At 54.2% G+C, this 13,264-nt stretch carries 16 protein-coding genes; 9 read left to right on the forward strand and 7 right to left on the reverse strand.

Annotation, left to right across the window (positions count from 1 at the left end; all coding sequences use genetic code 11):
• Positions 1–54 precede the first annotated feature (54 nt).
• Positions 55–612 carry a heme oxygenase-like domain-containing protein gene (locus F5984_RS10500; RefSeq protein ID WP_152124205.1) on the forward strand — a complete coding sequence of 186 codons (558 nt, stop codon included), beginning with the start codon at positions 55–57 and terminating at the stop codon, positions 610–612.
• Between the two features lie 106 nt (positions 613–718).
• Here F5984_RS10500 and F5984_RS10505 read toward each other — a convergent pair whose 3' ends face one another.
• The 7 genes from F5984_RS10505 to F5984_RS10535 form a co-directional block, all read right to left on the reverse strand.
• Positions 719–1,336: an aminotransferase class IV gene (locus F5984_RS10505; RefSeq protein ID WP_152124206.1), complete on the reverse strand. Its 618-nt coding sequence runs from the start codon at positions 1,334–1,336 to the stop codon at positions 719–721.
• Positions 1,266–2,294: an aminodeoxychorismate synthase component I gene (locus F5984_RS10510; RefSeq protein WP_152124207.1), complete on the reverse strand. Its 1,029-nt coding sequence runs from the start codon at positions 2,292–2,294 to the stop codon at positions 1,266–1,268. Before F5984_RS10510 ends, F5984_RS10505 begins: the two co-directional genes overlap by 71 nt.
• Positions 2,295–2,396: 102 nt before the next feature.
• Entirely contained in the window at positions 2,397–3,194 is a 798-nt protein-coding gene (locus F5984_RS10515) for a hypothetical protein (protein ID WP_152124208.1), read from the reverse strand.
• Positions 3,195–3,340: 146 nt separating this feature from the next.
• Entirely contained in the window at positions 3,341–3,637 is a 297-nt protein-coding gene (locus F5984_RS10520) for a winged helix-turn-helix domain-containing protein (protein WP_019990353.1), read from the reverse strand.
• Positions 3,634–4,287, reverse strand: coding sequence for a hypothetical protein (locus F5984_RS10525; protein WP_152124209.1), 654 nt, complete (start codon positions 4,285–4,287; stop codon positions 3,634–3,636). Before F5984_RS10525 ends, F5984_RS10520 begins: the two co-directional genes overlap by 4 nt.
• A gap of 299 nt (positions 4,288–4,586) precedes the next feature.
• Entirely contained in the window at positions 4,587–4,958 is a 372-nt protein-coding gene (locus F5984_RS10530; protein ID WP_152124210.1) for a diacylglycerol kinase family protein, read from the reverse strand.
• A gap of 94 nt (positions 4,959–5,052) precedes the next feature.
• On the reverse strand, positions 5,053–5,745 hold the full coding sequence (locus F5984_RS10535) for a DUF1361 domain-containing protein (RefSeq protein ID WP_152124211.1): 693 nt from the start codon (positions 5,743–5,745) through the stop codon (positions 5,053–5,055).
• A gap of 709 nt (positions 5,746–6,454) precedes the next feature.
• Here F5984_RS10535 and F5984_RS10540 point away from each other — a divergent pair.
• The 8 genes from F5984_RS10540 (at position 6,455) to F5984_RS10575 (ending at position 13,190) form a co-directional block, all read left to right on the forward strand.
• Positions 6,455–7,228, forward strand: coding sequence for a hypothetical protein (locus tag F5984_RS10540; protein WP_152124212.1), 774 nt, complete (start codon positions 6,455–6,457; stop codon positions 7,226–7,228).
• A 139-nt stretch (positions 7,229–7,367) separates the two neighbouring features.
• Positions 7,368–7,787 carry a nuclear transport factor 2 family protein gene (locus F5984_RS10545; RefSeq protein ID WP_152124213.1) on the forward strand — a complete coding sequence of 140 codons (420 nt, stop codon included), beginning with the start codon at positions 7,368–7,370 and terminating at the stop codon, positions 7,785–7,787.
• Positions 7,760–8,380, forward strand: coding sequence for a GNAT family N-acetyltransferase (locus F5984_RS10550; RefSeq protein ID WP_152124214.1), 621 nt, complete (start codon positions 7,760–7,762; stop codon positions 8,378–8,380). The genes F5984_RS10545 and F5984_RS10550 overlap by 28 nt, the downstream gene beginning before the upstream one ends.
• 89 nt (positions 8,381–8,469) lie before the next feature.
• On the forward strand, positions 8,470–8,799 hold the full coding sequence (locus F5984_RS10555) for a YegP family protein (protein ID WP_152124215.1): 330 nt from the start codon (positions 8,470–8,472) through the stop codon (positions 8,797–8,799).
• A gap of 62 nt (positions 8,800–8,861) precedes the next feature.
• Positions 8,862–9,752, forward strand: a complete 891-nt coding sequence (locus F5984_RS10560) for a LytR/AlgR family response regulator transcription factor (RefSeq protein WP_152124216.1) — start codon at positions 8,862–8,864, stop codon at positions 9,750–9,752.
• Positions 9,753–9,914: 162 nt separating this feature from the next.
• Complete coding sequence (locus tag F5984_RS10565) at positions 9,915–11,216, forward strand: TraB/GumN family protein (protein WP_152124217.1); 1,302 nt, start codon at positions 9,915–9,917, stop codon at positions 11,214–11,216.
• Positions 11,217–11,610: 394 nt separating this feature from the next.
• Positions 11,611–12,465 carry a nucleoside triphosphate pyrophosphohydrolase gene (gene mazG, locus F5984_RS10570; protein WP_152124218.1) on the forward strand — a complete coding sequence of 285 codons (855 nt, stop codon included), beginning with the start codon at positions 11,611–11,613 and terminating at the stop codon, positions 12,463–12,465.
• Positions 12,462–13,190 carry a metallophosphoesterase family protein gene (locus F5984_RS10575; protein WP_152124219.1) on the forward strand — a complete coding sequence of 243 codons (729 nt, stop codon included), beginning with the start codon at positions 12,462–12,464 and terminating at the stop codon, positions 13,188–13,190. Before mazG ends, F5984_RS10575 begins: the two co-directional genes overlap by 4 nt.
• Positions 13,191–13,264: the final 74 nt, after the last annotated feature.

Below are 13,264 nucleotides of genomic sequence, written 5' to 3' on the forward strand. Positions count from 1 at the left end.
GTTGGGAGTCTTGGGCGCGCGGGTGTATCTGTCTGGCTTACTATTTCAACGACTATGAACTTTCTCTCACTTCTTCAGCAGCAGGCCGGGCGGCTACATGAGCAGATTCGGAGCTTGCTCTCGGCCAATCCGAGCAATGACGTACTCCCCCTGAAACAGTACCAGCAACTCCTCTGCATCAATCTGGCGTATTACCGCGCGCTCGAACGGGCCCTGACCGAACAGGCGGCCTACCTGCCGGGTTACGACCGACTTCTGCAATGCCGCACCCCCTATCTCGTCGCCGATTTGCTGGCTACGGGCGCGCCCATTCCGCAGCAATACCCCACATACTTTGCCTCTTGGTCATCCTGGAAACTGCTGGGTGCCGCTTACGTAGGCGAAGGCCTCTCGATCGAGGCTAAAGAAATTAACGTAGCCCTCCAGAAAAGCCCCTTAGTACCACCTATGGCCCGTATTTCGCGCTTTTTCAACACCTCAGCGAGCCACCAGGCCGTTGAATCGTACGTACGGGTACATGCCGAAGGCCACGAAGCAGAGGTGTTTGATGGCGTGCAGGAAGCCCTGCAACTGTATTCAAACCTGGCGCACAACCCCGCTGTGGTACAGTAAGGTTGTCAGCTATGGGATAATCTGCCCTTCAGTACTGGACATTCGGACTTCAGACATTAGACGTTAGACTTACTACCATTCTGTAGGGAGGTCTAATGTCCAACATCTAATGTCCAGTACTGAGAATCTGCCCTATATCCAGCATGGGGGTTTGACCCCAGTCGAGCATGGCGTTGAGTAATTTGAGTCCTTTGTAGTTCGGAAGGTCGTCTGGTCGAATATCGGTTGGGTGGAGAATTTCCTCGGTCAGAAGCCGGGCCCGCATGGTGCCAGCCAGCAAAGGCCGGGCGGGCGTATGCCACCGCGAGCCGTCGTACAAAGCCACATTCGCATACGAGGTATCGGTCAGCAGTCCATCACGCACCAGCAACACATCGTCGGCCGGGCCGCGTTGAGCAAACAGCGCATTCAGCGCCCGGCGGTCGGCATATTTGTAGGTGTAATCGAGCCCATCGGCCGCAAGCAGCTTAAGGCTTTGCACCCGCCGGACGTGGTACTCCTCAAACTCGACTAACTGAACATCAGGCCCGTACGTCACCCGACACTTATACACCTGCTCGGGCCGGAGCCAGTCGGGCAGCCTAACAACTTCGTCAAGCCGCAATGCATCGGCCCGGTGCCATAAAGCGTGCCGGGTGCGGTTGAGCCGGTCATTATGCGCCGATAGGTTCTGAAGCTGACGGTGCCGAACGCACAGGGTCTCGAGGCAGGGTTGTGGATGCATGGGTAATGGGCAGATACACTTTTTGAATCATTTCCTGATACTCCGAATGGGCGTCGGACCGGGCCGTAATGCCCCCGCCACTTTTGAAAACAAGCCCTCCCCCACTCGATTCGATAAAGCGAATCATCACCCCGGAGTCCAGATTAACCCCGTCGAAGTAACCGCAGATTCCCGTATAATAGCCGCGCTCGTAGCCTTCGGCCTTACGTATAATGTCGACCGTTTTGGGTTTCGGAGCGCCACTAATCGACCCGGCGGGCAGCAAACTTGCTAGCAGAGACCCTATTTGCTCGGGCCAGTTATCAGGTAGCAGGGCGGCAATTTCGGAGCTTACCTGCCACAACCCGCCCCCACTCGTCTCCAGCCGGTCGAGATACCGGTACCGCTCTACCCAAACTTTCAGGGCTATTTGACTCAGGTCATTCCGAATCAGGTCAACAATGGTAGCGTGTTCGGCAGCCTCTTTGGCATCGGCCAAAATAGTAGCCTGGGCATTGGGCACTTGAGCCGAAATGGTTCCTTTCATCGGAAAACTTGCCAACCGGTTGCCCTGAATCTGCACAAACGATTCGGGCGAAAAACACACAAACTGGTCGGCCAGCCGCACCTTGTAGCGGGCGGCCGTGTAGGTATACAGCTCGAGTAAGGTCAGATTCGTTTCAATGGGTGTTTGGGCCGACAGATTGACCAGAAAAGAGTTACCCAGCCGGATATTCTGCACCACATAGTCGAATCCGATACGGTACTGCTCAAACGAAATGGGATATTTCTGAAACGAAACCGGCCGGGGAAACAGGGGGGCTGGTGTGCCGGTAAAATCGAACTGAACATCGTGTGCGGCCCACTCATCCGGTCGCAATACAAGGGGCATCCGGCCATCGAAATCCAGCAAAAACAGAAACGGCTGACGCTGACGCCCGTACGTATTCATCTGGTCAATAGCCGAATCCGAAAGCATACATAATTTGTGGTTTGTGGTTGAAGCGCAACAAAAACAATCGGCGTTGTCGATGCCGCAATGACAACAGGAACCCCAATTTAGTTCGATCTGCCGACCGATTTACAGCTTGCGGTCGGTGCGGAATGCGGCCCCAATCCGCAGGCCTACGTACCAGCCCGACGACCCAAACGATACCCGTTGCAGCGGGTTGGTTTCGGTAATAAACTCGGGCCGCGAGCCCACCCGGTAGCCCCCGTCGAGCGCTATTACTAGGGCATGTTCCTGATTAACGCAATCGTCGTACCGACGCTGTACTCCAAATCGGTAGTTAGCAGTCAGCCCCAAATCAACCGCACCGGCCGTAGTATTCAGTTGCGTCGACTGTGATGCGCCGGGGTTGTTCAGGGCTGCCGAGAGCGTGGGGGTTTGACTCTGTCCACTCGCAATCCGTAACCGAATCGGTATCGACATTACTCCCAGGGTGGGCATGAGTTGGAATCCTGCCCGACGCACAATCCGGTAGCCCATACCCAGCCGAAACGTCGACACACCGATACTGGCCTTGTTTGTTGCGCTGGTGGCCGACCGGGTACCTATACCGAGGTTGATGTCGGTAAGCAGAAAAATGGGCTGACGCGAGATTTTCAGTTGAGTACCCATCCCGACCGTTCGGAAACGCCCCGTCAGGGCGGAGTACCCGTTGCGGGCTAATTCGGCATTAAGGGGGGCGAGGTTGATCGTTTGCCAACCCATCCGGTAGTAGGTGGTTATATCGCGTGACCAGGGTCGGCGAACCGGGGGCCTCAACTCAGTATCATTGGCAACAGGCCCGAGCGGCACCGGAATTGGTTGAGCCATCGTGGGCAGCCCCGCAGCCAATAGCCAGACAAGCAAGCAATTCGTAGTATTCAGACGCATGCCGTTTTCGTTTAGCGTTCACACACTAAACGAACAAGATCGGCAATCTGATGCGTGACAAATGGACAACAACCCGTTTGTTCCCGAGCGGAACCGGACCCATAAAAGCCGTGAGCGGGCGTGGGTTAGAAGCGACGAAATAAGGCTTAAATTGTACGGATAAAGGCTTCGAGCGCGTTGAGGTGTTCGGTAAAAGCCTGCCGACCGGCTTCTGAAGCCTGATAGGTTGTATTGGGTTTTCGGCCAACAAACTGTTTCTGCACCAGCACATACCCGGCTTCTTCGAGCGCACGGAGGTGCGTAGCGAGGTTTCCGTCGGTGAGGGCCAGCAACTCTTTGAGCCCGTTGAAGCTCATCGACTCGTTGACCATCAGCACCGACATGATACTCAGCCGCGCTTTACTCTCAAACGCTTTATTGAAGTGGGCTAATAGCTCTTTCATGCAGCAGGTTGGTGGGTGGGGTTCCGATCGTATTTCCAATACATCGCCATTCCGTACAGGATGTGCAGCACCCCAAAGCCAACCGTCCAGAACAGCAGACTCCAGCCTGTGATAAACAGAGCCAGTAATCCGAGCGCAATTTCGCAATAAGCGAGATATTCAACATCCCGTACGGTGTATTTACTGCCGTTGAGCAAGGCAAGACCGTAAAAAATAAGCGTAACGGGCAGCGTAAGGAATAGTAAACGGTACTGTAACAAGGCCAGACACACCCCTCCACCCGCCAGCAACGGCACCGCCATGGCCCATATCAGTCGGCGCGAAGCCATATTCCAGACGGGCTGCCCCTGCTTCCGGGCTTTACGCACCGTAAACAGAATACCCAGCCCCAGCGCAGCCAGCAACACCAACATGGCCGTTTGCACCAGAAATAAATGCACTTGCTCATACTGAGCCAGCCCGTAATTGGCCAGTTTCTCATACGGCAGCACACTGAGCCAGTCGGTACGGACACGCATATACACCACCGCAGCCCCAATGAGCGCCACGATACCAGCCGAAACGCCCGACAAGCCACTGAGCGATAAAAACTTGGACGACCGCTCCATCAGGCTCCGGATCTCGGTCAGGGTTTGCAGATGCTCGTTCATAAATTGTTTATAGTTACTTACGTGGTTTAGGTGTTTGGGTGGCCGACGGGCCGGGTTCTGGCTTATTGTTTCTGGCTAGTTGTACGCGCCTGAATCCTGTTCAGGAAGATAGTATCTCTACACAGCATACGTGCTGAGTCAAAATCAAATGAATACGAAACAATCTAAGTACTGAACGTTAGATGTTGGACATTAGACACTGGACGTTAGACTTACTACTATTCTGTAGGGAGGTCTAACGTCTAATGTCCAACATGTAATATCCAGTACTGAGTTATTCATTATACGTTCACTTATCTCTACACCCAGAAACGTGTCAGCAATTTGTTGCCGATTACCAGTAAGCCCACCACAACGGCCATTGTAGCCAGAATAAGCACGGCCCCGGCGGCCATATCCTTTACTTTTCCGATGGTGGGGTGATGTCCCGGTGATACCACATCGCATAGCCGTTCGATGGCCGTGTTGACTGCCTCGGCCGACCATACCAACCCGATTTGGGTCAGCACAATTGCCCATTCAGTCACGGTAAACTGCAACCAGAAACCAACCGCAATTACGACAATAGCCACCAATAAGTGCACTTTGGCATTGTTCTCATACCGAAACAAATCCAGTATGCCCTGCCAGGCAAACCAGAAACTGCGAAATACTTTTTGTATGTCAATCATTCGGAGTATTGGCAAGAGCCATGCGGGATGGGTATCGCAGACCGCTTTGGCCGCAAAGATACAAAAGGCGCTCTCCGAACCCCCGCCCCATTTCTTACTTCTTCTCCGTGCGAACGTACAGCCAGAATGCCACGTACAGCCCCAGCAACACAAACCCGTACACGAGCGTCAGCTTCACGGCCAGCGTATCGTGTGCCGATTGCCACACGGCCTGACCCAGCAACCACGGTTTGCTCATGATGTTCCAGCTGTTCCAACGGCCCCACCGACCGAGGTAAATACCAAAACCTGCCAAGCCCTGACAGAGCGCCATCAGCACCCAGGCCAGGGGCCAACCCACCAGCTGATCGAGCAGCCGGTGCGCCAGATAGCTCGAATACAGGCCCGCCAGCAAACCCGTCATGGCGAACAAAAACAGGCTCATGGTATCGAACCAGAGCAGCGGAGCCTGAATATGCTGAATATGAAACAGATCAGTGATGATATACGGTGCGTTGGGCATGAACAACAGCCACAAGCCGAGCCCCAGCCACACCCCAACCCGACCCACCAGCCTATGCCCGATCAGGTCGCGGAGAACGAGCTGAACCCCCAGCGGAAACCACGCCAGAAATACGTTCCAGCTCAGCATGACAAAGAACCACCAGTTGGCCGTAAGCAGCCCACGGGCCGTAACCAGTGCAAAACCAACCGCCGTAAGCCAGGCCAGCGCCCGGACACCCCGTCCCGAGGTTTCGTCGGGACGGAGCGGAGCCGAGACCGACAAGCGTAGAAATAATGTTTGCATATTTCGAAGTACTTTGAAAAACAAAGCAACGATAAAAATGCATACAACAATGCGTCTGTATTCCTTTTTTACGGAAAGGCCTTCCACTTGGGCGTACTGAGTCAAAATCAACTGCACAATGCAGAAGTGAATGAATAATGTAAAATGTACAATGAATAATTGTATTACCTGCTGACAATCACCCATCTAATTATACATTTTACACTGTTCATTTTACATTTAATTCTGTCTGACTACTTATTGCTCACTACTGGACTCAATGCACAATTGAGCGATTGACTCAGCCAATGGATACGCATGGAACGTGGATGACGCGGATCGGGCAGATGTACACCGTTTCCCTTTGCCAATCCGTGAAAATTAGCTTAATCCGTGTCATTCGCGTGCTGATTCCTTGGGCCGGAGCTACACTAAATGCCGCGTCTCCACATAAGACGACCGTTATTCATTGCCTATCCCCTTAGCTGTTGAATTACCTGGAAACTCTTCAGTACTGGACATTCGGACTTCAGACGTTGGACATTAGACTTACTACCATTCTGTAGGGAGGGCTAACGTCTAATGTCCAGTACGGAGAGGAAACTCAGCAATCAGCTAACAGGTACTTTTTTGATAAATAGTTACAAAGCTCCTCACCTATAATTCACGATAATTCAATTAATTGCGGCCGGTACTCTCACCCACCTTTACGCGTACCCGACCATTTTCCATGACACGATTCCTCCTGAACACCCTATTCGCGGGCTTTTTGCTGCACGCTACCGCCTGGGCACAATCAACCGAAACGGCTATTCTGAACCGGGTGTACAGCACCTACCGCACGGCCCGCACCTATCAGGATGCCGGTACAGTTACCACCACACACGCCCGGAATCGAAACGCCAAACGGGAACGGACTCTGCTCCAAACGTTCATCGACAAATACGTACCCATGGACGATAAGCTATTTACCAGCACCATCCGGTTTCAAACGGCCTACGTCCGGGCTACCGATCGGTTTCGATTTCATTACCAGAAAGCATCTTCCTACCATACCGAATGCTATACCATTGCCCACCAACAGACCCGAACCCTCAGGTGGCAAAGTGCGCTGCCCAAACCCGAAGGCATAGCCGAACCGACCTTGACAGATGCTTTGGCGGGGGCAACCGGCGTATCTATGTCGGCTTCCCGCAAAATTCCGGGGCTACTGCTGCTTCAGCCTATCGATGCCGGCTGGGATATGCAAACTACGCTCGACTGGAAACGCCTGCCCGATACCCAACAAGACGGGGCCGATTGCTACCGGCTCAAAACCACCCGGGCCAAAGGCAAAGACGCAACGCTCTACATCGACAAGAAAATGTTCGTGATCCGGCGCATCGACGAGACATGGACCGATTCGGAAGGCACCACCCAGCATATCATGGTTTATAAACCAACCCTCAACGGCGCCGTGCCTGCCCAAAAGCTCGCCATGACCGATGCCTGCCGGGAACTGTAACGGCTATCAACAGAGCGGCATCCCGTAAATTGGGGACACAAAAGCTCACTTTGTGTACTATTTAAGCCACAATTACCCCTCAAAAAGCGGCCCTATTGGTTAGGCTGTATATATTTGCAGCCGTTCAACAACTACCCATATGACTGCTTACGAAACCGTCTCAACGTACTACGAAGCCTTCAATCGCAAAGACTGGTCGGCCATGCTCGCCCTGCTGCACGATGAGATTCGGCACGACCCCAATCAGGGTACACCCCGCCACGGTAAGGCCTTGTTTACCGAGTTCCTGAACCACATGGACACTTGCTACGACGAGCAACTGACCGATATGGTGATTCTGACTCAGCCTGATACAGAAGGGGCCGCGCTCAGTCGGGTGGCCTGCGAATTTGTTGTCAATGGCACGTACAAAGCCACCGATGGCGACCTGCCCCCGGCTCAGGGCCAACGCTATGTTCTGCCCGCCGGATCGTTTATCGACGTGCAGGACGGCCTCATCACCCGCATTACCACGTATTACAACCTGCCGCTTTGGGAGTCGCTGGTACTGGGTCGGTAAGCCGGTTGCTTACCCCCAAACGAGTTACCGGCGATGAGTTCCGCTCGGTACTCGACGACCTGGCGGCCCTTCGGATCGCGGTGTTTCGGGATTTTCCGTATCTGTACGAAGGGTCAACGGACTACGAAAAAACGTACCTCAACACCTACGTCCGCTCCGAGCGGTCGATGGGGTTGCTGGTGTACGATGGTGACCGGCTGGTAGGGGCTACCACCTGCCTGCCCCTCACTGACGAGACCGACGAGGTTCAGGCCCCTTTCCGGGCCGCAGGCTACGATCTGGCATCGGTATTCTACTTCGGCGAAAGCCTATTGCTCCCGGCCTACCGGGGTAGCGGCTGGGGCAAGCGTTTTTTTGAAGAACGCGAGGCCCACGCCCGCCGGTTTGGTACGTACCGGCTTACCTGCTTCTGTGCCGTTCAACGCCCTGCCGACCACCCGCTGCGACCGGCTACCTACCGTCCGCTCGACGTGTTTTGGGGATCGTTGGGGTACCGGAAAGCCCCCGAGCTGACCACGGCGTTTTACTGGCCCGACCTGGGCGAACAACAATCGACCCCCAAGCCGATGGTGTTCTGGACCCGCGCGCTCTAACTGCCTCACTAAAACCGGGTATTGACAAGGCACGCCCAAATCGGTAGCTTTAACGCCAAGTACAGTTTACTTCGTAAATCCTTATCAACATGGGCAAGTTTGTTGTTTCCATTCGCAAAAACGGCGAATACCAGTTCAACCTCAAAGCTGGCAACGGCCAGATTATTCTAACCAGCGAAGGCTACACCTCCGAGGCCGGTTGCATGAACGGCATCGAATCGGTGAAGAAAAATGCGCCCGACGACGACCGGTTTGAGCGCGTAGTGACCACCAACGGCAAGTTCCGGTTCAACCTCAAAGCCGGTAATGGTCAGGTTATTGGTACGAGCGAAAACTACGAGAGCGTGGCCGCCCGCGACAACGGTATCGAGTCGGTGAAGAAAAACGCACCCGACGCAACCGTCGAAAAAGAAGAGTAAACTGGCCACGCGTGTGTGTCAACCACCCGGTTACCATGCCATAAAACCTGTAGCTTTGTGGCATGGTAACTTGGATCAGGCGTTTTCTGGCCCGGCCTCTGGCCGAAGACTTCAGTTTTCGCAATCAGCTGCTGTCGTCCATACAGGGCGGAGTCTACGTTTTTCTGTTTATTTTCTTTTTCATACCGGGCCGGTTCACGAGCGGAGAATCCCGGCTCCTGTTGCTGGGCGTTTTATCGCTGGGCGTGACGGTATCCACGCTACTGGCCAATTACGTAGTACCCCGGCTACTGCCCCGAGTGTATGATGAAGACCGCTGGACGGTAGGGCAACATATTCTGCATACCATTTTCACGCTGTTCTGCATCAGCCTCAGCAACCACCTGATTCTGACCGTAAGCGGCAATGCCACTCCGCCGTTTTTGAATATGTTGCTGATGGTGACGCTCATCGGCTTTTTTCCGATAACCATGTCGGTGGTACTAGCCCAACAGCGTCAGCTCAAGCGTAATTTGCGCCGGGCGCTGCAGCTCAACGAGGCCCTTCCCGAACGCCCGGCCCCGACCGCCAACCCCACCCCGATCACAAGCCCCCCCGACCCGGCCATTACGTTTGTACCGACGTCGGGTAAAGACCGGCTCACCATCCAGCCCGCGCAGCTGCTCGCCATCGAGTCGGTGGGTAATTACCTTGATTTTTACTGGCTCAACGGCTCCGATGTGCAGAAAACAACCCTCCGGCTTACCCTCAAAGAAGCCGAGAACAAGTTGGCAGCTTACCCGCAGTTTTTTCGGTGCCACCGCGCGTTTCTGGTCAATTTAGACGCCATTCGGCATACGTCGGGCAATGCGCGGGGCTACCAGCTCACGCTCCATCAGTTGCCACAGGAAATCCCCGTAGCACGGGGGTATGTAGAGCCCTTTGAAGCCCGCATGGAACAGGCCAACGTATAACAAAACGCCTTCCCATTTATCCCAAAAAAGGCCAGTACATCCCCAAAAAGCCATTTTATCCCATAATCAGGCGCCTTATCCCGGCCGCTTGCGGGAGCCATTACGATCGGCCAGTTTTGCCTCAGTCAAACCGACAAACAACCGGCAAAACAAACCATCGCCATGCATGCATCTCGCTTTTTTTCTCGTCTGAATCTCTCGATTACCCGCATCACCTTTCATCTGCTTACCCTGTGGCTGACAAGCACCGCCGTACAGGCGCAACCCGGCTCAACAGCCCCCGCCCTTACTCCCGTTGAAATAGACCTGAGTAAGCCAAACGGACTGGCCCTATTCGACGACGCTTTTTATCAAAATCAACTGTTTCTGCTGGGCGAGTCGCACGGTGTACAAAAGCCACAGGAGCTGGATTTCGCCCTGCTCAAACACCTGAACGAGCGGGTGGGCGTGCGCTACTACATCGCTGAAGTAGACCCCTCAAAAGCTTATTTCATGAATCAGTACCTGCAAACCGGTAACGATAGCACTCTGATGAAGGTGTTTCGGAGCTGGGTGAACAGCAAAGAGCAGTGGGCCAACCGGGATTTCTACCGGAAAATCGGACGGATTCGGGCGCTGAACCAGACCCTCCCCGCCGAACGCCGGATTCGGTTTGTGGGTATCGACCGGATTCAGGACCGCAAGCTGGTGGCCGAACACCTGACCGAATTGCTCGCCGGCCGTCGGTTGAGCCCGGCCGCCCGCCCATTGGCCGACACCCTGCTGAACCGTCTGCAAACCCGCCAACCCGATAGCCTGCGGGCTGAGGCCGCCACTGCCTGGCTCAACGACCTCAACGCCAATCCGAACGCGTACCGTCAGTTTCCGGCCGACCGCCTGAGCGAGCTAAAACACGTACTGACCAACGTAGTGTACCTGAAAACCCTGAAGCGCGAACCGACTATATTCACCAACTTTAAAACCTTTGTTGAGACTACCGACCTGAAAAACGAGAAATTGTACGGGTTCTGGGGTTTCTACCACGTGTTGCAGGCCCCCACGGCCAACCGAAGCAAACCGTTTGCGGCCCTCGTGCGCGAATCGAACTTGCCCATGCGCGACAAAATTGCGAGCATCACGTGCCTGTACATTGATTGTCAGATGATGCTGGCGTCGGCTTACCTGCCTCCGATGTGGCAAACGCCCGGCAAGACGTTCTCCCGCGTAGACCAGTTCAATAACAACGGCCCCATGATGCGCACCGAAGGTATTGAGCAACTGATGGCCCTCTCGCGTCCCAACACACTTACTTTATTCAAAATGATTGGCACCGAGGCCGGGCAACGGCCGGGCCGGATTAGCTACTCACCGTTTATGCCGAAAGAGCAGCAGTTCAACTTTGAAGAAAACCGGCCCATGACCGACTATTTCGGGTACACCATTCTGGTTCGTAACTCCGACATGACCGAACCGCTTGTACCTTAATCTAACGTGAGTTATGGAAACTGGCTGCCCGTCAGCCCAGACCGCGTGCGGTTGAGCCTGTCGAAGGCCCGAGCAGCAGCAACTCTATGTAGAATAGACATTTACGACGCATCTTACCCATAACTCATCTTAATCCATTTGTTAGGTCAGCAGGGGTAGGGGGATGAACTGGTAGCAGAAAGCCAGCTCTTCCCCCTACCCCATTTTGATAGCAACAATCGGCTGGTACTGGCCATAGGTATTGCCGACGGACATACCAGAAATCGCTCAGAAGGGTTATCTTTGCTTATCAGGAGCATTCGATAAGGCCCAACGGTACGGGCGCTCCCTGTACCCCAAGTTTCCGTTTTCTACCAAACCTCAGGATCCTGCTGATCTGCCCGGTTTTGCGATTATGAGCGATTTTCAAAGCCTCCCCCCCCGCCGTCAGGAACAACTGATGGCTTTTAACCGCCTGCTGACCATCATGGACGAATTGCGCGAACAGTGCCCCTGGGACCGCAAACAAACCATCGACAGCCTGCGCCATCTCACCATCGAAGAAACCTACGAGCTGTCGGACGCTATTCTGAACGGAGACCTGGGCGAAGTCAAAAAAGAACTGGGTGACATTCAGCTACATCTGCTCTTTTACGCCCGGATTGCCTCTGAAAAAGCCCCCGGCGACCCCGACCGATTCGATATGGCCGATGTGCTGCACGCGATCAGTGAGAAGTTGATTCGGCGGCACCCGCATATCTACGGCGACGCCAATGGGCAGCCTGTTATTGCCGAAACCGAAGAGCAGGTTAAAGCCAATTGGGAGCAACTGAAGCTCAAGGAAGGCAACAAATCGGTGCTGGGCGGGGTGCCAGCCTCATTGCCCGCTTTGGTCAAAGCCATGCGAGTTCAGGAGAAAGCCCGGGGTGCCGGTTTCGACTGGGAAGAAAAACAGCAGGTCTGGCAAAAGGTGGAGGAAGAAATGCAGGAGTTTAAGCAAGAGTTCAACACTGAATCGAACGAGGCATTCGACCCCGAAAAGGCCGAAGGTGAGTTTGGTGATTTGCTGTTTTCGTTGGTTAATTACGCCCGCTTTATTAAGATTAACCCCGAAACGGCCCTCGAACGGACCAACAAGAAATTCATCCGGCGGTTTCAGTACCTCGAAGAGCGGGCCCGCGCCAACGGGCAGCAACTGAAAGATATGACCCTGGCCGAGATGGACGTGTACTGGAACGAAGCCAAAACCGACGTGTCGGACTCTTTATGAAAATAGCGTTTATCACCGATCTCCATATTGGCGCCGAGGGCGAAATGCCGCTGGGTATCGACGTTCGGGCCAATTTCCTGAAAGCACTCCAGTTTGTGCGGGCCATGAAACCGGCCTGTCTGGTGCTTGGGGGCGACCTCTGCTACGATTCCGGCGACCGGGCCGTGTACCGCTGGATTTATGAGCAGCTCATGAACCTGCCCTGCGCCTGGTTTGCCATTCCCGGTAACCACGACGACTCGGTAATGCTCGCCGAAGAGCTTCATCTAGACCACCATCTGCACGGCAATGAGCTGTACTTCAGCAGCCCGCTCGAAGGGTATCCGGCCGTTTTTCTGGACTCGTCGAAGGCGCAACTCTCAGCCACGCAATGGGAATGGCTCCGCGACGAGCTGAAATCTATTCACCACAATGTGCTGGTCTTTTGCCATTACCCGGTATTGCCTGCCAATGCCGAGTTTATGGACACCAAATACCCGTTTCGGCAAACCGAAAAGTGGCTCGAAACCACCCACGACCTTCCCTGCCGAATGCAGGTCATCAGTGGCCATTACCATACCGAAGCGGTAGCCTTGCGCGGCAACACCAGCCTGATGGTAACTCCCTCGACGTACATTCAGATTGACCCGCTATCGCCCGAAATCAAAATGGTGAAAACAACGCCAGCCGTGCGCGAAATCATTGTATCGCCAGGTGGGCTTACCAGTCGCGTACATTACATTTAAAGGCTGGGTAGTCGTTCAAGTAATTCTTGCAGAAAAGCATTCCGGTGGCAAATAAATAAAGCTATAGGCTCTAT

This window comes from Rudanella paleaurantiibacter, assembly GCF_009184635.1.
Lineage (GTDB): Bacteria > Bacteroidota > Bacteroidia > Cytophagales > Spirosomataceae > Rudanella > Rudanella paleaurantiibacter.

What these genes read in the sequence shown, in the direction of transcription:
- F5984_RS10500 (WP_152124205.1), top strand. Translation starts at nt 55, where the DNA reads ATGAACTTTCTCTCACTTCTTCAGCAGCAGGCCGGGCGGCTACATGAG.
- F5984_RS10505 (WP_152124206.1), bottom strand. Translation starts at nt 1,336, where the DNA reads ATGCATCCACAACCCTGCCTCGAGACCCTGTGCGTTCGGCACCGTCAG.
- F5984_RS10510 (WP_152124207.1), bottom strand. Translation starts at nt 2,294, where the DNA reads ATGCTTTCGGATTCGGCTATTGACCAGATGAATACGTACGGGCGTCAG.
- F5984_RS10515 (WP_152124208.1), bottom strand. Translation starts at nt 3,194, where the DNA reads ATGCGTCTGAATACTACGAATTGCTTGCTTGTCTGGCTATTGGCTGCG.
- F5984_RS10520 (WP_019990353.1), bottom strand. Translation starts at nt 3,637, where the DNA reads ATGAAAGAGCTATTAGCCCACTTCAATAAAGCGTTTGAGAGTAAAGCG.
- F5984_RS10525 (WP_152124209.1), bottom strand. Translation starts at nt 4,287, where the DNA reads ATGAACGAGCATCTGCAAACCCTGACCGAGATCCGGAGCCTGATGGAG.
- F5984_RS10530 (WP_152124210.1), bottom strand. Translation starts at nt 4,958, where the DNA reads ATGATTGACATACAAAAAGTATTTCGCAGTTTCTGGTTTGCCTGGCAG.
- F5984_RS10535 (WP_152124211.1), bottom strand. Translation starts at nt 5,745, where the DNA reads ATGCAAACATTATTTCTACGCTTGTCGGTCTCGGCTCCGCTCCGTCCC.
- F5984_RS10540 (WP_152124212.1), top strand. Translation starts at nt 6,455, where the DNA reads ATGACACGATTCCTCCTGAACACCCTATTCGCGGGCTTTTTGCTGCAC.
- F5984_RS10545 (WP_152124213.1), top strand. Translation starts at nt 7,368, where the DNA reads ATGACTGCTTACGAAACCGTCTCAACGTACTACGAAGCCTTCAATCGC.
- F5984_RS10555 (WP_152124215.1), top strand. Translation starts at nt 8,470, where the DNA reads ATGGGCAAGTTTGTTGTTTCCATTCGCAAAAACGGCGAATACCAGTTC.
- F5984_RS10560 (WP_152124216.1), top strand. Translation starts at nt 8,862, where the DNA reads ATGGTAACTTGGATCAGGCGTTTTCTGGCCCGGCCTCTGGCCGAAGAC.
- F5984_RS10565 (WP_152124217.1), top strand. Translation starts at nt 9,915, where the DNA reads ATGCATGCATCTCGCTTTTTTTCTCGTCTGAATCTCTCGATTACCCGC.
- mazG (WP_152124218.1), top strand. Translation starts at nt 11,611, where the DNA reads ATGAGCGATTTTCAAAGCCTCCCCCCCCGCCGTCAGGAACAACTGATG.
- F5984_RS10575 (WP_152124219.1), top strand. Translation starts at nt 12,462, where the DNA reads ATGAAAATAGCGTTTATCACCGATCTCCATATTGGCGCCGAGGGCGAA.